This window comes from Paenibacillus sp. TC-CSREp1 (assembly GCF_050171015.1).
GTDB lineage: Bacteria > Bacillota > Bacilli > Paenibacillales > Paenibacillaceae > Paenibacillus > Paenibacillus silvae.
In genome coordinates this window covers 71,873-91,378 of sequence record NZ_JBNOKM010000001.1, presented here as the reverse complement: position 1 = coordinate 91,378, position 19,506 = coordinate 71,873, and the positions used below count along the sequence as shown (strand labels likewise).

Here is a 19,506-nt window from a genome sequence, read left to right as displayed (position 1 = left end):
TCTGCTTCATGGCATGCGTTTGTCCCCAAAACATTCGCTCCAGTTCAAAGACGGCCTCCAGCAATCATCGTTATATTTAAATTTTTAAATATGAATATTTGGCTTACTCTTCTATTATATCCCGAATGGTCAAGTCAACCAAGCGGCATCGCCCAAGTAAGGGTGAATCAGATTAGAAAAGTTTAGCAGATCCTCAAGCCTTTTTGCGTGACCGATAACGGAATAACAGGAAGATCATAGCCATAACGATCATATATCCCGCCAGTATCCCCAAACTCAGCCAGATTGATGAACCGGCCTGTGCACCTGCGTAGGCGAAAACAAAAATAGCAGGCATTTTGCCAATAGCGGTCGCCGCCATGAACACCCAGAAGGGCGTAAAGGTGATGCCTGCATAGATGTTAACAGCCATTTGTGGTACGACAGGCAGCAGCCGCATCGACATCACTCCCATGAAGGGGTGCGCCTCCATCCAGGCTGTAAAACGATTTAAACCGCGAATGCGCTCCAGATAACCCCGGGCCTGCTGCCTGAACACAGTTCTTGCGCCTGCGTAGACCAGCATTGCTGCCAATGTCGTACCAAGCCAGCAAATCCACGCGGCCATGGTCATGCCGTAGCTGTATCCAAAAGCAATAATAATGACTTTGTACGGAATCACAGGCACGAGAGCAAACAAGGTTGCCAAGGCTAATAAAAGCGGAATGGACTGATGAACCTCTGTCCACGCCAGCAGTTCATATCTGTAAATAAACGTGACTCCGGCAAGTAAAACATACAGGAGGAGCCATAACCATTTTCGCAAAAGCCAAACGCTCCTTTCTGTTCAGACTAATGGAAGAGATAAAGCAGCGTCCAGTCTGCTGTATAACTTAGTTTACCATGCCGAGACGTTTCATGAACAATGTCGTCCTCTCTGAAAAGCAGCGAGGTGGCTTGTTGGCAAGAAGGATACAGAAAGGTTACACTATAGAACATGGATCGTTACTCGCTGGACTTGTGAATGAGGAAGGCTGACGAGCGAATTAAGCTGAAGGTGGAATGCTCATCATGGAAACAATCAAGCGTACCCGAATTGCCATCATCGGACTCGGAGGAATCGCACGTAAAGTATATTTGCCGCTGCTCACCGCTCATCCTGGTGTTGAGGTTGTAGGCATCATGAATCGCTCATCGGAGCCGGTAAAGGAAGTGCAGCGAACGTACCGGATTGAGCAGGGAACAACCGATCTGAAAGAGCTGTTATCCTGGGATCTGGATGCGGTGTTTGTACATACAGCAACGGAAGCGCATTTCGAGATTGTGATGTCGTGTCTGGAACGGGGGCTGGCGGTATACGTAGACAAGCCGCTATCCTATACCATTAGAGAATCGGAAGAGATGACCGCATTTGCAGAGGCACAGGGATTGCTGCTCGCCGTTGGATTCAACCGCAGGTTTGCACCCATGTATCAGAAGGCAAAAGAGTGGATGCAAGGGGGAGCCGGTGTTGAAACACTAACCCTGACAAAACATCGCACGGGGGTACAGGATCGTCCTGCCGCCGAGACCATCTATGATGATCTCATTCACCTGCTGGACTTGATGTTATGGTACACCGATAATGATGCGGAGCTCTTGCACAAGCGGCTTCGTGTGGATGAGCAGGGCAGACTGCTGCACGCGGCTGGAACAGCCAAGCAAGGGAAAACTGCGCTCGCACACTTTGATATGATTCGCGCAGCAGGTGCTGATCTGGAGAAGGTAGAGCTGCATGGCGGCGGAAGATCGGTGGAAGTGATCAATATGGATTCAGCTCATTATGCCGAGCAGGGTGGACGGGAATCCAGAGAAACGTTTGGCAGCTGGGATTCGGTGCTGGTGCGCAGAGGTTTTGCAGGTGCAGTTGATCATTTTCTTGCCTGTCTGGACACACCGGATGATTGTCTCATCAGTGCAAGTTATGTGATGGACAGCCATGAGCTGGCTGAGAGGCTGATCAAGGAATAACATAAAGCGTATTCGGACTACGAATAAGATGCTTAAGAATTTTTTTCGATAAAGTAAATGGAGTTTAAGCGAAGGAGTGCAATACAGCATGGATGAATATCAAAAGGAACGCAGTAAACAGATCGAAGAAGCTGTGATCGAGAGCTACAAACAGGAAGAAGAGATGATGATTCTGGTCTTTGCCCAGTGGTGTGTGAATAACGGACTGGACCCGGAAGAGATGTATCGCCAGGCCTACCCGGAGCAACAGAGCAACGAGCGTTTGCAGCAGGTGCAGAAGCTGATTGTATCCAAAGAAGAGGCTGGAGATATTCCAGATGATACCGTGCTGGGTGTGCTATCCATGTTTGGCAACGATGACCTCGCCATGGTGGTGTCCGAGGCCATCGCCGCGCGAAAATAAGCTGCATTACCCCATACAGATCGCTACATCTGTTCCCGGTGAATCAGCCGGAACTCCTTCGGTGCCATGCCGAACCGGGAACGGAATACGCGGTGGAAGTATGTATAGTTGTTGAAGCCGGAGGATTCAGCGACCTGTTCGAGGGTCATAGGGCTGAAAATAATTCGTTCTCTCGCCATATTCAGCCGCACATCCAGCGTATACTGCATAATGCTTTTGCCAAACGTTTCTTTGAAAATGTGCACACCTCGCGACACGCTGATTCCCAGATGGGTTGCTACATCGTTCAGCTTGAACAGCGAAGAAGCGTTCTCCTCGATATAATTTTTGATTTCATAGGCTACATGATTGGTCTTGGTATTGGTCGGATGCTCCGAGAGCAAGCGGTCCACTTCAAGACACAAAATCCGCATATAATAGCTCGAAATCTCGGGATAAGGATTGGACAGGCGGCGCTGCTCCAGAATTAGCTGTCTGAACAGGGTTAGCAGGCTCTCGGACAATTCAACCTTGATTCGGGTTGGCCGTTTATGGCGTTTCCACCACTCATCCACCCAGGAACCATTGAAGAAGATATGATAGTCCCCACTCTCCACAAGTCGTTCCCCCATCGGGTTATACTCGTTATCTATTCGCAGCTCATAAGGCTCATCCGGGTCAAAAAGAAGCAGGTCTCCCGCGTCCACCATGGATATGGAGCCGTCAATACGAGCACGGCAGCGTCCATCCGTTTGCAGACGCATCAAATAATTTTTCACACCGTCCAGCTGCACCATGCTGTAGGGCTTGCGATGAAATGAAAAGCCAGCTGTAAGTACCTGGCAGGAAAAGTCTGTTGGCATAAGTCTACTCCTTGTGTGATTGCAAAAATTATGACCAGATAGTTCATGTTTCAATCATATTATTCATTTTAATTGAAGCGCAAACAGAATACCATAGATATAGAGTTGAGCAGCAATAATGATCCACAGTGCCAACAAGCATTTCAAACAGCTGAACATGCATTCTCACATGTGCGTAAGGAGATGAACATCGTTGTGGAGAAAATGAAAGCAGGCATCATCGGGTGTGGCAACATCAGTGCCATCTACCTGGAGAATCTCAAAACAAACCCATATATCGAGGTTGTGGCGGTCGCTGACCTGATTCGTGAGCGTGCTCAGGAGCGGGCAGATGAATTTAATATCGCAAACGTTTACAATGTAGATGAGTTGTTACAAAATAATGAGATTGAACTTGTGCTGAACCTTACGGTTCCTGGCAGTCATGCCATGACGGATCTGGCTGCACTGGAAGCAGGCAAACATGTGTATGCCGAGAAACCACTGGCCATTTCGCTGGAGGATGGACGCAAAGTGATTGAGCTTGCCGAGGAAAAGGGATTATATGTTGGCTCTGCGCCGGATACGTTCCTAGGCTCTGGCATTCAAACCGCTCGTAAAGCGATAGAAGAAGGTCTGATTGGCAAGCCGATTGCCGCAACTTCCTTCTTTATGGGCGGAGGGCCGGAGGCCTGGCATCCTGATCCCGAGTTTTTCTATGTGGCAGGAGGCGGGCCGATGTTTGACATGGGACCGTATTATTTGACGGCTCTCATCACTTTGCTAGGTCCGATTCGCCGGATCAGTGCATCAGCAGGCATTCAGATTGCGGATCGCAAAATCGGTTCAGGTCCGAAGGAAGGAACCGCGCTTCGTGTAGAAACACCGACCCATCTGGCTGGAACGATTGATTTTGCCGATGGAGCCATCGTGACGATGATTACGAGCTTTGATATCCGCGGGGCTTCTGATCTGCCGCGTATCGAAATTTACGGTACCGAGGGCACGCTTAGTGTGCCGGACCCTAACTTCTTTAATGGCGAAGTAAAGATTCGCCGTTATGGTCAAGACGTCTGGGAAACGGTGAAACCGGCATTCGAGAGCGGGCATAACGAGCGCGGCATCGGCGTGACCGAGATGGTACAGTCGATCCGGGCGGGACGCGAGCACAAGGCAAGCGGCAAGCTGGCGTATCATGTGCTTGAGGCCATGCATGCCTTCCAGCGTTCTTCTCTTGAAGGCAAGCACGTTCATCTGGAGAGCACCTATGACAGCGTTGTAACAACCGACCCTTCCGAAAATAAAACGGTAGAATCACATTAAATTTTCGGATAGAATCCTGCTTGTTTTTCCACAATAACTAAACAAGCAGGAGAACGGAACGAGTAAAACACAGCAAGTCAAACATACGTAACAAGCAAAACACAGCAAACATAAATTATCTAATTCTGGGAGGAATCGCACTTGAAACTCGGCGTATTTTTGGTACTTTTCGGTGGACGTAAATTAGAGGATGCACTTGATTTTGTAGCTTCAAAAGGACTCAAAGCAGTAGAGATCGGAACAGGCGGACACCCAGGGAATGCTCACTGTAAGCCTGATGAACTGCTGAGCAACCCGCAAGCTCTGAAAAACTTCAAAAATGCGGTAGAATCCCGCGGCCTGACCATCAGCGCGCTCAGCTGCCATGGTAACCCGCTGCATCCGCAGAAGGACATTGCCAAAGGTTTTCACGATGACTTTGTAAAATCGGTGGAGCTGGCTGAGAAGCTGGAAGTGCCTGTTGTTAATACATTCTCCGGCTGCCCTGGTGACCATGAAGATGCGAAATATCCGAACTGGCCTGTTGCGCCTTGGCCGAATGATTTCCAGGAAGTGCTGAAATGGCAGTGGGAAAACAAAGTTATTCCTTACTGGACCGAGTGGGGTAAATTCGCTGCGGATCGCAACGTAAAAGTAGGTCTGGAGCTGCATGGTGGCTTCTCGGTGCATACACCAGCGACGTTGTTAAGATTGCGTGAAGCAGCAGGTGAAGTCATTGGTGCCAACCTTGACCCAAGCCATATGTGGTGGCAAGGCATTGATCCCGTGCAGGCGATTCACATTCTGGGGCGTGAAAATGCAATCCATCACTTCCATGCCAAGGATACAACGATTGATCCGGTGAACGTGAACAAACACGGCGTAACGGATATGCAGGACTACACCAACATGCTGGATCGTGCGTGGCAGTTCCGCTCCGTGGGTTACGGACATGATAACAAAACGTGGGCTGATATTATGAGTGCCCTGCGTCTGGTTGGTTATGATTATGTTGTAAGTATTGAACATGAAGACGGTCTGATGTCAGTGGAAGAAGGCTTCTCTAAAGCCGTACAAAATCTCCAGCAAGTATTGATCGAAGAGCCGCTGGGCGATATGTGGTGGGTTTAGAGCTATATTAGGGGGAAATTAAATATGATTAACGTCACCATTTGGAATGAATTTGTCCATGAGAAAATCCATGATGAAGTTAAAGAAGTTTATCCGGACGGTCTGCACCGTGCACTTGCTGACGGACTTGGCGGTGAAGGATTTGCGATACGAACAGCTACACTGGATCAGCCTGAACACGGTCTGAGTGATGAAGTGCTGGATTCCACAGATGTGTTGATATGGTGGGGACATATGGCACATGATCGCGTGAGTGATGAGATTGTACAGAAGGTTACACAGCGCGTATTGAACGGCATGGGCATGATCGTGCTGCATTCCGGGCATTTTTCCAAGCCCTTCAAGGCGCTAATGGGAACAAGCTGTGATCTCAAGTGGCGTGTAGCAGATGAGCAGGAGATTGTATGGTGTGTTAATCCGTCCCACCCGATTGCTGAAGGCATCGAGGGCAAGATTGTTCTGGAAAAAGAAGAAATGTACGGTGAGTTCTTCGATATTCCCGTGCCGGATGAGCTGATATTTGTCAGCAACTTTCAAGGTGGAGAGGTGTTCCGAAGCGGATGCACATTCCGCCGCGGTGAAGGTAAAATCTTTTATTTCCGTCCAGGCCACGAGACATACCCGACCTATTACCATCCGGAGATTTTAAAAGTGATCAGCAACGCTGTAAAGTGGGCTTATCCGGCCCGCAGCTTCAAGCCGCAATATGGCAAGAGTGAACCTGCAAGACCAATTGGTGGCGTGCTGGTCTAAGCCGCAGCAGTTTTATCCATGGACGATTTTCATAAAATGACTGAAATAGCTCAAGAGCCCTTCTCCCGGTTGCAGAACTGTGGCAGAAGGGCTTTTTTTGGGTATTATAATCATAATGGTTGTTAAACGATTTTTTCCATGGTTACCTGACGCTACGTGTTGTATACTGTAGGTGTTAGTTCGAAGTCTCGCTTCTAAAATTTGAAGTTTTTTGAGGCAGGCGTTTTCTTTACAGTCTAAATATGTTATTATGAAATATACTAACAAAATGTAAGCAGATTGATCTCTAAAGAGGTGATGAAAGTGGAAGATCAAGATTTGCGGATGTGTCCGCGTTTTGAAACGGCGTTTTCTTTTTTGGGCAAACGCTGGAACGGTTTGATTATCCAGACATTAATGAGTGGTTCAAAGCGATTTAAGGACATCTCTAATCTGATTCCGTCCATGAGTGACAAGATGTTGTCTGAACGGATGAAAGACCTAGAGAGCGAAGGTATTCTGGTACGCCATGTGTATCCTGAAACACCTGTAAGAATTGAATATGAGCTGACCGAGAAGGGCAAAGCCTTGCAGCCTGTAATGAATCAGATTCAAGACTGGGCAGAGCATTGGGTTGAGTAAACCCGAGGTGTGCGGCCTGAAGCAAGCCAAAACAAAAACTCCTTGATTTCTTGGAATCAGGAGTTTTTTGTCTTCTGAAACCGGTTGGAACGTGCTTTTTCTTGCGCCCCTGTGCACATGTTGTCATGAGATGTAGTATAATCTATAGAAAATGGCCGCAGGCGGCCGGAGCGAAGGAGGCCACTTGTCATGAGAGAAGAAAGCTTATCCCGTGAAATACGCTACGGCAAACAAGATATTGCGGAACTTGAGAGCGCATCCATTCAGGTTCATCTCATTTATCAGAAAACGGCGGAACTGTTCAGGCGCACAGCCAATTCACATGAGGACCAGGATAACCCCGCTCAAGCCGAAGATCATATGATCGACTTTACTGGCTTGGTGTCGTCTCCGGCAGTGCTGCAAAAGTGGATTCAGGCGCCTGGCGGCTGGAAATGTATCGGTTGTGAGCTGAGGGTACCGGATGGGAAGGACGCTCATGAACAACAACAACTCATTAGCGATCGGCTCTGTATGAAGGCAGCAAATGGTAAACGGGTGCAGATCGAGATGCTGATTCAGGCAGTCGTCTGGTCACAATATGAAAAAATTCGAATGCTGGCCCCATGGCTGGGTGACGAGCCATTCTATACAGCGGAGGAACTGGATGTTATCGCACGTTATATCGTGCCCACCTATTTCTCGGATCGCCCGTTTAATGAGCAGGGGAAGCTGTTCAAAATTCATCAGCCCTACGGATATATTCCGCTTTATCAGGAATACGTAGATGCCCCTTCCTGCTGTGTGCAGGTTGATGGTGAGCTTCTGGAAGGCCGTTTGTTAACAGGTGTATTTGTATCCGATACTCAAACTTTTGGACTCAATCCTTATCTGAAGGATGGGGACGGAGGCCGAACCTATATGCAACCTTTTGTACAATAGTCAGTCTGGTCCAAAAGCAGGACAAACGCTGGTATAGAGGCCCCTTCTTCTTGGGGCCATTTTTTGATTTGTGTGTTACAGCAGAAGACTGCCTGACAAAAGTAACGGCTTTGATACTGTTTTTTATTGAGGAATGTGCCATAATAGAGGTTATGGACAACAGGGTGAATGATTTTACGCAGGGTGGTGTTACCTACATGATGAAGACAATTCCCGGTTACATAGGACTATGTTTGCTTATACTCGCCGTTCTAACGGGCTGTACCCGAGAGCCGAAGCCTGCAGAGCAGCCGGTTGTCTCGGAAAAGGATTCGGCCAATACAATTACAGTTTCGATTGATGGCAGTACATTTTTACCTGATGCGACCAAGTCCATCAAACGTGATTTCAGTGAAGGTCTGACGCTCAAAAAAGCACTGCTGAACAGCGGACTGGTTGATTTTACGGCAGACGGCAAACGGATCCAATCCGTTGGTGAGGTTTCGCTGGATTCTTCCTTGAGCTGGGCCGTGAAGCTGAATGGCAAGGACATTCAACAGGAAAACTGGGATATCGAGCTTCATGCCAAAGATGAAGTCACTATATATGTCAAAGCTGCTGATAGTAGTGGGGAAGGTGTCGTGTATCAGACAACCCTGCTGAAAGTGAGTGGCGGCAGCATCAAGCCGAATCTGAAACGGCAATATGCCGGCATTTATGTACAGGAGTGTACGGTTCGTGACGTATTGAAATCGAGTGGTGTTGTACGTATGTCGGAGAACAACAAATATGTTGTTGCCGTAGAAAATGTTATCCCTGGTATGAATGAGCGCTGGGTTATTATGGTGAATGACAAGGAGCTAATGGAGAACGGGTTGGATATGAAATTAAGTCCACGGGATGCGATAAAGCTCGAACTGGCCAAAGTTTCCTGAACGAGTCTGACATATAGAGCAAGCATTAAAAGCCCAACGGTGTTTAACCAGGTTGGGCTTTTACTTGTGTAATTAAGCATTGAGCATGACAGTCAATTTGCCGAAACGATTCGGTGAATTGCTTGAATACTTGATTTTTCGCATCAGATGCGGCAAATTTCATTCGGACACAGTTCGCAATGACAGATGCCCTGCAGCATTTTCAAGTCTTTAATGACAATCATGCCGTTGTCATATTCGAGCGCGTCTTTTTTACGAAGATCGCTGAGCATGCGGTTTACACTTTCACGGGTAGCGCCAATCATATTGGACAGGTCCGTGTGCGTAATTTTTTTATGAATAATCACATGATCTCCATGGGCTTCTCCATAGGAATTCGACAGCCGGATCAGCGTAGAGCAGAGGGCCCCGGGTTTACCGTATAACATCAGATCACGGAATTTGGTTTGTGTCAGACGGTGGTGAATGCCCATCCATTTCATAAAATCAATGGCAAAGTCACAGTGCTGGCAGATCAGCATTTCCAGGTCCTTGTGCTCCAGCACACCAATCTCGCTGTCCTCCAGCACTTCTGCCGAAAAGCTGTGTCTGGAACCAAAGAAGGGATCAGCCTGCCCGATCATATCACCAGTCTGATTATGTACATGATCAGTTCCTTGCCTTCGTCGGTGGATTTGGTAATCTGGGCACGCCCCCGTTTCATATAATAAAGCTTGTCGGAGACGTCACCTTCCCAGTAGAGGTGTGTTCCTTCCGGGTAAGTACGGTCCTTCATTGTGACGAGCAGATGATTAAAATTGACTTCCGAGAAACAGCTGGTGTTACCGCGTTTTTCCAGTACGTTTGTTAAATCTCCCATACGTTGCTCTCCCCTTTGTATCCATCGGACGGCTATCCTTTAATAAAAAAACAGCCCCGTGGTTTGCCGCAAGCTGTGCCATCCTGATCTGGTCATCTCGGCCGTGTGGAGGTACGGTACAAATTGCGGTGGTTCAATTTTTAAGTTCAGTATATACCTAATCTTGGGGTTTGAGGGGCATGGAAAGCCTGTAAAAATGGCGAAATTTCAAACATTGTGATTAAATTCACTTTCGAAAGGGAAGTATGAGCCTGACAGCACTATATTTAAAATAGGAAGCAAAATTGCAGGGGAAGAGGGCTTGCCGAAGGCTGTTAAAAACTTAAATTAAATTTGTTATACTTTGTGAAAAAAATCACATATTTATTCTTTTACGCATGGTACGATGGGCATGTAAAGAAGAGAGACAAACAATACGAACCTTTAGGAGGATGAGGGAGATGGCTGTGAAGAATGAGGTCGCCCCAGTAAAAGAACCGACAGCAGGTCAGTATATTCAAACGTTAATTGACAAAGCAAACAAAGCACATGCAGCATTCATGTCCATGGATCAGGAACAAATTGACCGGATTGTGCAGGCGATGGCGCTTGCGGGACTGGATAAACATATGCTGCTCGCCAAAATGGCCGTTGAAGAAACAGGACGCGGTGTTTATGAAGATAAAATCACTAAAAATATTTTTGCAACTGAATACATCTATAATAGCATCAAATACGAAAAAACAGTAGGTGTCATTGAAGATAACGAGTACGACAGCTTCCAGAAAATTGCGGAACCCGTCGGCATCATTATGGGGATTACACCGGTAACCAATCCAACGTCAACAACGATGTTCAAAGCATTGATTGCGATCAAAACACGTAACCCGATCATCTTTGGTTTCCACCCATCCGCACAGAATTGCAGCCGCGAGGCAGCAAAAATCTTGCTCGAAGCTGCTGTGAAGCACGGTGCTCCAGCTGACTGTATCCAGTGGATCGACGATCCATCCATGGACCGCACCAACGCACTCATGAATCACAATGATGTAGCGCTCATCCTGGCAACAGGTGGATCAGGAATGGTTCGAGCGGCGTACAGCTGTGGTAAACCGGCACTCGGCGTAGGACCTGGTAACGTACCATGCTTTATTGAGAAAAGTGCGGATATCAATCAGGCAGTAACGGATTTGATTTTGTCGAAATCTTTTGATAACGGCATGATCTGTGCATCTGAACAAGCGGTAATCATTGAAGAGCCGATCTTTGATCAAGTGAAAAAGAAAATGATTGCGAACGGCTGTTACTTCGTCAACAAAGATGAAGCTGCCAAATTGACAGCAGGTGCAATCAACGCAGAGAAATGTGCGGTTAATCCGGCAATTGTAGGTCAGTCCGCTGTGAACATTGCAAAAATGTGCGGAATTGAAGTACCGGCAGGTACTAAAATTCTGGTAGCCGAGATTGAAGGCGTTGGTACAAAATTCCCGTTATCTGCAGAAAAATTAAGTCCGGTACTCGCTTGTTACAAAGTAAAAACAGCAAAAGACGGCATCGAGCGTGCAGCAGAAGTGGTAGCGTTTGGCGGTATGGGTCACTCCTCCGTTATTCACTCGAACAATGAAGAAGTGATCAACCAATTTGCAGATCGCCTGCAAACAGGACGGATTATCGTGAACTCCCCATCCACACACGGCGCGATCGGTGACATCTACAATACCAATATGCCATCATTGACTCTTGGATGCGGCTCGTATGGACGTAACTCAACTTCTTCGAACGTTACAGCTGTGAACTTAATCAACGTGAAAAGGGTGGCTCGCCGTACCGTGAATATGCAATGGTTCAAAGTACCGAACAAAGTTTACTTCGAAAAAGGAGCAACACAATATCTTGCCAAAATGCCGGATATTACTCGCGTAGCAATCATTACCGATGCCATGATGGTCAAACTTGGTTATGTGGAGAAAGTTGAGCACTATCTGCGTCAGCGTCAAACACCGGTTGCCATCGAAGTATTCTCTGAAGTTGAGCCAGATCCATCCACAACAACAGTAGATCGTGGTAAAGCGATGATGGATCGCTTCCAGCCTGACTGCATTATCGCACTCGGCGGCGGATCACCAATGGATGCTGCCAAAGCCATGTGGCTGTTCTATGAATACCCGGATACAGACTTCAACAACCTGAAACAAAAATTTATGGATATCCGCAAACGGATCTACAAATATCCTAAACTCGGCATCAAAGCAAAATTTGTTGCGATCCCGACCACATCTGGTACAGGTTCTGAAGTTACATCGTTCGCAGTAATCACAGATAAAGAGCAAGGTAATACCAAATATCCGCTGGCTGACTATGAGCTGACACCGGACGTAGCGATTGTGGACCCGGAATTCGTATACAGCCTGCCAAAAACAGCAGTAGCAGATACAGGGATGGACGTCCTGACTCACGCCATCGAAGCTTATGTATCCGTAATGGCGAATGATTACACAGACGGCCTGGCCATCAAAGCAATTCAACTGGTGTTCCAATATCTGGAGCAATCGGCACTGCAAGGGGATAAACTGGCTCGCGAAAAAATGCATAATGCTTCGACCATTGCAGGTATGGCCTTTGCCAACGCATTCCTGGGAATTAACCACAGCTTGGCGCACAAATGGGGCGGTCAGTACCACACTGCACACGGTCGCACAAATGCAATCCTGATGCCACACGTGATTCGCTACAATGCGAAAAAACCGACGAAGTTTGCATCGTTCCCGAAATATTCGCACTTCGTAGCTGATGAGCGTTACGCTGAAATCGCACGTATTCTCGGATTGCCGGCTCGCACAACGGAAGAGGGCGTAAACAGCCTGATCAAAGCGATTCGTGATCTGAACAAAAAACTGGGCATTGAGGAATCATTCCAGGAAATCGGATTTGACGCCAAAGACTTCGAAGCACATGTTGACTATCTGGCAGATCGTGCATTCGAAGACCAGTGTACAACAGCGAATCCAAAATTGCCGCTGGTGACTGAGCTGGCTGATGTATACCGCAACGCATTCTACGGCAAGTTTGAATAACAAGCAGCATAAATAACATCAACCACTAGGGTTGAGGCAATAGTACAGGGTTCCCCGAGCTGGGGAGCCCCGATTGCCGTATCGTCGCCAAAGGATTAGAGGAGCAGGAAAGGAGGTGGGAAAAGGAGGAGGTGACCCCCACAAAAAATGGGCAGAAAAACGAAGAAGCAAAGCGTTTTTTTTCAGGAGCGTTCAGTCGCAGGCCCGCACGAAGACAGCACACGCAGCGTACCAAGGAAAGCAACCCACAAGAGATGGGCAGAAAAACGGAAAGGCAAAGCATCCGTTTTTCAGGAATCTCCGAAAGGTCAGTGGTTGCCCCAAGCATGGCGGAGCAATGGTTCCTAAAAACAGGTAGGAACGGAAGGGGGAGGTGGCTGTTTGCACAATAGAGGTTCACACGTTAACGGAGCGGGCAGGACAAACGGAAGAAGCGGAGCGTTCGCCTTTATCCCCGGATTTTCACTTTGGAAAAAGTGAATCAAAAAAATCCGGGGATAACAGCGATCTGAAGTTGTTCTGCCCGCGGAGAGGCCTAGTGTGAACACTTTCCTCTGTACAATAAGACAACGCCCAACCAGAGTGAGAAAGGTCGCAAAGTTTGTGACAAAAATCACAGATGGTGAAAGCGCCAAGACGTATACTGAAAATGTAAGAAAAACATTCATTCCGCGGTTCCGGTTCCCAACTAGAGAGAACGTGTTCCGGCTCATGTGAAACAATTCACATCAATCGCGGATCTGGACATCTGATGATACGTGTACTGCAGCAATGTGATGTGTCCAGAAATCCAAAAAAGCGGAGGGATTAAGATGTCGGTGATCGAAAAGGATGTCAAACAACAAACAGGCTGGAGAAACTTTACTAAAGGAACTTGGACCAAGACCGTAGATGTGAATGATTTTCTGGTGCACAACCTGTCTCCTTATTACGGGGATGAGTCTTTCCTCGCAGGAGCTACCCAGAATACCAAAGAATTATGGGATATCGTATCCGATTTAACCAAAAAAGAACGGGACAATGGCGGAGTGCTTGATGTGGATGTGAATACCCCTTCAACCATCACTTCTCATCAACCGGGTTATCTGGATCAGTCCAAAGAGCAGATTGTCGGTGTGCAAACAGACGCACCATTCAAACGTTCCATTCAGCCATTCGGCGGAATTCGTATGATGATTGACGCGTGTGAAGCATATGGTTTTGAAATGCCTCAAGCTGTCATTGATATATTTACAAACATTCGCAAAACCCATAACCAGGGTGTATTCGACGCTTACACTTCAGAGATGCGTGCAGCACGTAAAGCAGGCATCATTACAGGTCTGCCAGATGCATACGGCCGCGGCCGGATTATCGGTGACTATCGCCGGGTTGCTTTGTACGGGGTAGATTTCCTGATTCGTCACAAAAAAGGCGAGCTCAACGCACTTGAAGTAGATGTTATTGATGAAGATGTGATTCGCCTTCGCGAAGAATTGTCTGAACAGATTCGCGCATTGCAAGAACTGAAACAACTGGGCGAAATGCACGGCTTCGATATTTCCTTGCCAGCAACAACAGCAAAAGAAGCATTCCAATGGTTGTACTTCGGTTACCTCGCAGCCATCAAAGAACAGAACGGTGCGGCGATGTCCCTTGGACGTGTGTCTTCTTTCCTGGATATCTACATTGAACGTGATCTGCAAGAAGGTGTGCTGACAGAAGAACAGGCTCAAGAGCTGGTGGACCACTTTGTTATGAAATTGCGGATTGTCAAATTCCTGCGTACACCGGATTACAACGAATTGTTCAGTGGTGACCCGACATGGGTAACCGAGTCCATCGGGGGAATGTCCGTTAATGGTGAAACACGCGTAACCAAAAACAGCTTCCGCTTCCTGCACACACTGCACAATCTGGGCCCTGCACCAGAGCCGAACCTGACCGTACTGTGGTCTACCAAACTGCCTGAAGCCTTCAAAGATTACTGCAGTAAAGTATCCATTGAAACCAGCTCCATTCAGTATGAGAATGACGATCTGATGCGTCCGATCTACGGTGACGATTATGGTATTGCATGCTGTGTATCCGCGATGAAGATCGGTAAACAAATGCAGTTCTTCGGTGCACGTGCCAACTTGGCCAAAGCTTTGCTGTACGCAATCAACGGTGGACGTGATGAAAAATCAGGAGCACAGGTTGGTCCGGAGTACCCTGCCATTACAAGTGAAGTTCTGGATTACAACGAAGTGATGAAACGCTTCAAACCGATGATGGAGTGGCTGGCTAAACTGTACATGAACACACTGAACGTGATCCACTACATGCATGATAAATACAGCTACGAGCGGATCGAGATGGCACTCCATGACCGTGACATTTTGCGCACGATGGCTTGCGGCATTGCCGGACTCTCGGTTGCGGCTGACTCACTCAGTGCAATCAAATATGCCAAAGTTAAACCGATCCGCAACGAACAAGGCATTGCGGTTGACTTTGAAATTGAAGGTGAATTCCCTTGCTACGGTAACAACGATGACAGTGTAGACAGCATTGCTGTTGAGTTGGTGGAAAGCTTCATGGGTATGATTCGCAAACATAAAGCCTATCGTAATGCAATGCCAACACAATCCGTACTGACCATTACTTCCAATGTGGTATACGGTAAGAAAACAGGAACAACACCAGATGGACGTAAAGCAGGCGAACCGTTTGCACCAGGGGCAAACCCGATGCATGGTCGGGACAAAAAAGGTGCACTGGCATCTCTTGGTTCTGTAGCGAAACTGCCTTATGAACACAGCCTGGACGGTATTTCCAACACCTTCTCCATCGTGCCAAAAGCACTGGGTAAAGAAGATGCAGTACGTAAATCCAATTTGACAGCAATGATGGATGGGTACTTCGGTCAAAATGCGCATCACCTCAACGTAAACGTGTTTGATCGTCAGCAGTTGATTGATGCAATGGATCATCCGGAAAATTATCCGCAACTGACCGTACGGGTATCCGGTTACGCAGTTAACTTCATTAAACTGACACGCGAGCAACAGCTCGATGTTATTAATCGTACATTCCACGGCTCGATGTAAGCCGACACAGTATATAGAGGTATTTTTTCTTTAAAATAAAAACGCATGGCGGATGCGGGTACAGAAAGGAAGAGGCAGCATGGTTAAAGGACATATTCATTCACTCGAAACTTTCGGGACGGTTGACGGCCCTGGCATCCGCTTTGTGCTTTTTATGCAAGGATGCCTGCTCAAATGCCAGTATTGTCATAATCCTGACACATGGGCACTGGATGGCGGGAAAGAGATGAGCTTGGAGGAGGTACTGGCTGAGATTGAGCCGTATCTGACCTATTACCGCAGCTCGGGCGGGGGACTTACCGTTTCTGGCGGTGAACCAACTCTCCAGGCACACTTTGTTGCAGATGTGTTCAAAGAGGTTAAACGTCGCTGGGGACTTCATACTACGCTGGACAGCAACGGCTTCAATGAACCGGATCGAATCCATGAGCTGCTGGATAACACAGACCTTGTATTGCTGGACTTGAAACATATTGATGATGAGAAACATATCAAGCTGACGGGTAAATCGAATGAACGTACATTAAATACAGCAAGATGGTTATCTGAACATGGCCGGAAAATGTGGATCAGACATGTATATGTACCTGGCATTCATGATCAGGAGCAGGACCTGCTGAACCTGGGACGTTTTATTGGTACACTGAATGGCGTGGAGAAATTCGAAATTCTCCCTTATCATCAGATGGGAATATACAAATGGGAAGCACTGGGCAAGGTCTATCCGCTGGATGGCGTGCCTTCCCCTACGGAAGAAGAAGTGGAACGGGCATACCGCTTGATTGAGCAAGGTCGTGCGGAAACAGCAGGTATAACTTGCTCGGGCAACGAAAGCAGAAATTTTTAACATTTATGGCTTGAACACATGCTACCAAGCAGTCTTTACGAACATCGCTTCGTGAGGGCTGCTTTTATTTGTGTACTTATTTATATCGTAGATGGGAGCTTGTCCATTTTAACAGATAACTATTTTCATAGTTTTCACTGCTTTATAAAATTTACAATTGTAATTTAATCTTTTTAGCAACTTTTCCCGTTTCTGAGCGTCTAATCATATGACTTTTAGAGGGGATATTAATAAATGGGAGCAGAAGGAGCCAAAGACAAAGAATGAATTTGAAGAAGAAATTGTCCATACTTACCGCTTTTGCTGTTTTTCAGGCCTTTGCAGTAATTCCTGCAAATGCACAAGCGGCTGAATCAAATGAAACGACACCAGTGAATACCGCTAAAGTAAAATCCGTCGAGGTTGTAAAAAAAGAACAGCCGATTGCCGAATCCGAAGTGAAATCTGGCACAGCATCTGAACAGACAACCAATCCTTCGGCAAATGCAACAAGCAACACACAACCTGCTGACAATGAAAGCACTATAGAAACAGAAACAAAACCGGAAACATCGGTTCCTTCTGCAACAGAAGTTACGCCTGTGACACCTGAAACCGAAGCTGGCGAAGAGCAGGGAACAACCGAAGAAAATGGTTCACCTGTGCCTGCTGAAGTGGAGCAGCCAACGACAGGAACAACATCTGCAGCTGCAAGCTCGGGTGGAGACCTGACTTTGTACATGAACAGCAATAAAATGGTTCAGGATGGCAAGACTTATCTGGCTGGACAGCCAATGGCCGTGAAAAATGGTGTATCATATGTAGCCATTCGCGCACTGGTAGATCGGGTAGGTTATGATGTGAAGTATGATAATAAAACCAAAGAAACCATTATTATAAGTGGTACAGATGAACTTCGCTTCAAAACGAACAGTAATGTGTACACCGTCAACGGTCAATCCAGAACGATGAAAGGTCCTGCGTATCAGGAAAAAAACACGTTCATGATTCCACTGACGTCAATCACTCAAGCATTGAATATCACGTATACCGTTAATCAGTCGGCCAAAACGGTTGTGTTGAAGCTCAACACCAAGCCGGTTGCCAGCTTTACGGTTCAGAATGAGATTTTTGCAGGGGATCAGGTGATCTATACAACGAAAAGCAGCTCCCCGAGCGGCCTGCCTATTGTCAATGAGCAGTGGACAGGACGTCAAGATTCCTTTGATCAGCCTGGAGTATACACGGTAACTTACACAGTGCAGGATTCCAGCGGTCAGTGGAGTAACCCGTTCACGCTTACGATCAAAGTCGAGCGTCCTAACCTTCCGCCAGTTGCCATGTTTACAACGGATAAGGAAGAATACAAAATGGGTGAAAAAATCACCTATATTGACCAAAGTACGGATGATGAGAATGCCATCGAAAAAAGAGCATGGGATAACAACTCACTTGCCTTTTTCATTCCGGGCCCTAAGACAGTATCTCTTACTGTTACAGACAAACACGGCCTGAGTGATACCTACACTAAAACGATCATGATTACAGGTGAAACGCTCTACACGCTGTCTGATTTCAATCAGTTGTTCACACCGGTAGGCGACAAATTCACCTTTAATGGCGGCGAAGTGCCAGCAATGGAAAAAGTACCATTTACGTACACGGATGAGCCAAGCCTGCTTATTCGCAGCAACAGCCCTGAAACCGTTAATCAGGAAGGTATCGTCTACAAGGAATCCTCCTTTGGACAGACACGTTTCATGATTCACCATGTCAACAATACAGGGAAAAGAGTAAAAATGTATGTTATTGCAACAAATAACAATCCGTATACAGCAGTATTCGAACAACAAAATATGGGCTTTGCCGGACCAACACCTTTCGCTACAGTAGCAGGTAAATTGTCCATTGATAAATGGTTCAAGTCCATGCAAACAGGTGCAGATCAGAAGAAAATCTACCTCCAGCCAGGTGAGAGCAAATTGATCCTGACCGAACTGAGCGCTACTCCGATGAAAGAAGGGCAGGTCATCTCCCTGTATTCGGACACGTTCAGTGACTACACACTTGATTACAACATCGTGATGATTGAAGAAAACAAGGACCCGATGGCTGTATTGTCATCCTTGCCTGTTCTGGATCGCGACGGCGTTCATAACCGTGGAACGTACCCGAATGCAACACGGATCATTACGTATGATCAGGAGGTAGGCTCGAAGCCGGCGCGACTTCCATTAGGAGATAATGCAAGTGATCCAAACCTTGACGGCACAGATCCGATGGCCTTCACTATCGCTTCTAACGCCGGTAACTTCGGTGTGCTTTACAAAATCACGCTGAACAACGTTGCTCCGCGTACGCTGATTTCGTTTAATCCACGTGGAGGCAAGTATTATGGCTCTGCACTGGTCAACGGACAACTGGTACAGCTGTCGAACGACAGCCGCTCCCTGAGTGCTCCAAACGAGCAAGGTGTACTGTATCGCACAGGTTCTTATGGTGAGAGTGTGACGATTATTTTCTCCGCTGCGCCAGGAAGTAACTTGCCGGTCAACCTTTTGTTCACGCCACTGCCGGCTGAAAAATAATGTACGTCTGAGCTAATATACGACAAGCAATTATGTACGGTTTGGAGTGAAACCTTATATTAGATGTACCCGTTCACCCCAAAAGTCGCCAAAACGATTAAATGAACCATCTTCTGAACCGTCAAGAGAGGACCCCATGAGAATGGGGTTCTTTCTTTATTAAACGAATCCGAGCATGCCGGAGAACTGTACGCCCTAATTGTACACCTTCGTTGACTATAGACTTCATTTCATGCATTATTAGAGGTATACAA

14 protein-coding genes and 1 pseudogene are annotated in these 19,506 nt (G+C 47.1%); 12 read left to right on the top strand and 3 right to left on the bottom strand.

All coding sequences use genetic code 11. The features are described from left to right. Positions 1 to 193: 193 nt before the first annotated feature. Positions 194 to 805: a TVP38/TMEM64 family protein gene (locus tag ACQSGY_RS00445; RefSeq protein WP_427050265.1), complete on the bottom strand. Its 612-nt coding sequence runs from the start codon at positions 803 to 805 to the stop codon at positions 194 to 196. Positions 806 to 1,050: 245 nt separating this feature from the next. On the opposite strand from ACQSGY_RS00445, the gene ACQSGY_RS00440 reads away from it, so the two are divergent. Together ACQSGY_RS00440 and ACQSGY_RS00435 are read left to right on the top strand one after the other, a co-directional pair. Continuing rightward, positions 1,051 to 1,989, top strand: coding sequence for a Gfo/Idh/MocA family protein (locus ACQSGY_RS00440; protein ID WP_427050264.1), 939 nt, complete (start codon positions 1,051 to 1,053; stop codon positions 1,987 to 1,989). Positions 1,990 to 2,077: 88 nt separating this feature from the next. Continuing rightward, entirely contained in the window at positions 2,078 to 2,392 is a 315-nt protein-coding gene (locus ACQSGY_RS00435) for a hypothetical protein (protein WP_111271574.1), read from the top strand. A gap of 23 nt (positions 2,393 to 2,415) precedes the next feature. On the opposite strand, the gene ACQSGY_RS00430 is transcribed toward ACQSGY_RS00435, so the two are convergent. Beyond that, the gene (locus tag ACQSGY_RS00430) at positions 2,416 to 3,234 is read right to left on the bottom strand and encodes an AraC family transcriptional regulator (protein ID WP_427050263.1); all 819 of its coding nucleotides are present in this window, start codon (positions 3,232 to 3,234) and stop codon (positions 2,416 to 2,418) included. 195 nt (positions 3,235 to 3,429) lie between these two features. Between ACQSGY_RS00430 and ACQSGY_RS00425 the strand changes: the two genes are divergently transcribed. The 6 genes from ACQSGY_RS00425 (at position 3,430) to ACQSGY_RS00400 (ending at position 8,855) form a co-directional block, all read left to right on the top strand. After that, complete coding sequence (locus tag ACQSGY_RS00425) at positions 3,430 to 4,536, top strand: Gfo/Idh/MocA family protein (RefSeq protein WP_427050262.1); 1,107 nt, start codon at positions 3,430 to 3,432, stop codon at positions 4,534 to 4,536. A gap of 141 nt (positions 4,537 to 4,677) precedes the next feature. After that, positions 4,678 to 5,646, top strand: a complete 969-nt coding sequence (locus ACQSGY_RS00420) for a sugar phosphate isomerase/epimerase family protein (RefSeq protein WP_111271571.1) — start codon at positions 4,678 to 4,680, stop codon at positions 5,644 to 5,646. Between the two features lie 24 nt (positions 5,647 to 5,670). Then, positions 5,671 to 6,399, top strand: coding sequence for a ThuA domain-containing protein (locus ACQSGY_RS00415; protein ID WP_111271570.1), 729 nt, complete (start codon positions 5,671 to 5,673; stop codon positions 6,397 to 6,399). Positions 6,400 to 6,723: 324 nt separating this feature from the next. Further along, a complete protein-coding gene (locus ACQSGY_RS00410) occupies positions 6,724 to 7,020 on the top strand; it encodes a winged helix-turn-helix transcriptional regulator (protein ID WP_373288427.1) in 297 nt (98 codons plus the stop codon). 189 nt (positions 7,021 to 7,209) lie between these two features. Continuing rightward, on the top strand, positions 7,210 to 7,941 hold the full coding sequence (locus ACQSGY_RS00405) for a hypothetical protein (RefSeq protein WP_427050261.1): 732 nt from the start codon (positions 7,210 to 7,212) through the stop codon (positions 7,939 to 7,941). Positions 7,942 to 8,138: 197 nt separating this feature from the next. Continuing rightward, a complete protein-coding gene (locus tag ACQSGY_RS00400) occupies positions 8,139 to 8,855 on the top strand; it encodes a hypothetical protein (protein ID WP_427050260.1) in 717 nt (238 codons plus the stop codon). 143 nt (positions 8,856 to 8,998) lie between these two features. Here the strand turns inward: ACQSGY_RS00400 and ACQSGY_RS00395 are convergent. Next, a pseudogene (locus tag ACQSGY_RS00395) lies at positions 8,999 to 9,714 on the bottom strand (Crp/Fnr family transcriptional regulator). A gap of 440 nt (positions 9,715 to 10,154) precedes the next feature. Here ACQSGY_RS00395 and adhE point away from each other — a divergent pair. From adhE to ACQSGY_RS00375, 4 genes are all read left to right on the top strand, one after another. Next, positions 10,155 to 12,767 carry a bifunctional acetaldehyde-CoA/alcohol dehydrogenase gene (gene adhE / locus ACQSGY_RS00390; RefSeq protein ID WP_216514878.1) on the top strand — a complete coding sequence of 871 codons (2,613 nt, stop codon included), beginning with the start codon at positions 10,155 to 10,157 and terminating at the stop codon, positions 12,765 to 12,767. A gap of 812 nt (positions 12,768 to 13,579) precedes the next feature. Further along, positions 13,580 to 15,838, top strand: coding sequence for a formate C-acetyltransferase (gene pflB, locus ACQSGY_RS00385; RefSeq protein ID WP_427050259.1), 2,259 nt, complete (start codon positions 13,580 to 13,582; stop codon positions 15,836 to 15,838). A gap of 79 nt (positions 15,839 to 15,917) precedes the next feature. Then, positions 15,918 to 16,685: a pyruvate formate-lyase-activating protein gene (gene pflA, locus ACQSGY_RS00380; protein WP_427050258.1), complete on the top strand. Its 768-nt coding sequence runs from the start codon at positions 15,918 to 15,920 to the stop codon at positions 16,683 to 16,685. Between the two features lie 263 nt (positions 16,686 to 16,948). Next, positions 16,949 to 19,252, top strand: a complete 2,304-nt coding sequence (locus ACQSGY_RS00375; RefSeq protein ID WP_427050257.1) for a stalk domain-containing protein — start codon at positions 16,949 to 16,951, stop codon at positions 19,250 to 19,252. Positions 19,253 to 19,506: the final 254 nt, after the last annotated feature.

Excerpts from the sequence above, each read along its gene's own strand:
- ACQSGY_RS00440 (WP_427050264.1), top strand. The coding sequence starts at position 1,051 with ATGGAAACAATCAAGCGTACCCGAATTGCCATCATCGGACTCGGAGGA.
- ACQSGY_RS00435 (WP_111271574.1), top strand. The coding sequence starts at position 2,078 with ATGGATGAATATCAAAAGGAACGCAGTAAACAGATCGAAGAAGCTGTG.
- ACQSGY_RS00430 (WP_427050263.1), bottom strand. The coding sequence starts at position 3,234 with ATGCCAACAGACTTTTCCTGCCAGGTACTTACAGCTGGCTTTTCATTT.
- ACQSGY_RS00415 (WP_111271570.1), top strand. The coding sequence starts at position 5,671 with ATGATTAACGTCACCATTTGGAATGAATTTGTCCATGAGAAAATCCAT.
- ACQSGY_RS00410 (WP_373288427.1), top strand. The coding sequence starts at position 6,724 with ATGTGTCCGCGTTTTGAAACGGCGTTTTCTTTTTTGGGCAAACGCTGG.
- ACQSGY_RS00405 (WP_427050261.1), top strand. The coding sequence starts at position 7,210 with ATGAGAGAAGAAAGCTTATCCCGTGAAATACGCTACGGCAAACAAGAT.
- ACQSGY_RS00400 (WP_427050260.1), top strand. The coding sequence starts at position 8,139 with ATGATGAAGACAATTCCCGGTTACATAGGACTATGTTTGCTTATACTC.
- adhE (WP_216514878.1), top strand. The coding sequence starts at position 10,155 with ATGGCTGTGAAGAATGAGGTCGCCCCAGTAAAAGAACCGACAGCAGGT.
- pflB (WP_427050259.1), top strand. The coding sequence starts at position 13,580 with ATGTCGGTGATCGAAAAGGATGTCAAACAACAAACAGGCTGGAGAAAC.
- pflA (WP_427050258.1), top strand. The coding sequence starts at position 15,918 with ATGGTTAAAGGACATATTCATTCACTCGAAACTTTCGGGACGGTTGAC.
- ACQSGY_RS00375 (WP_427050257.1), top strand. The coding sequence starts at position 16,949 with ATGAATTTGAAGAAGAAATTGTCCATACTTACCGCTTTTGCTGTTTTT.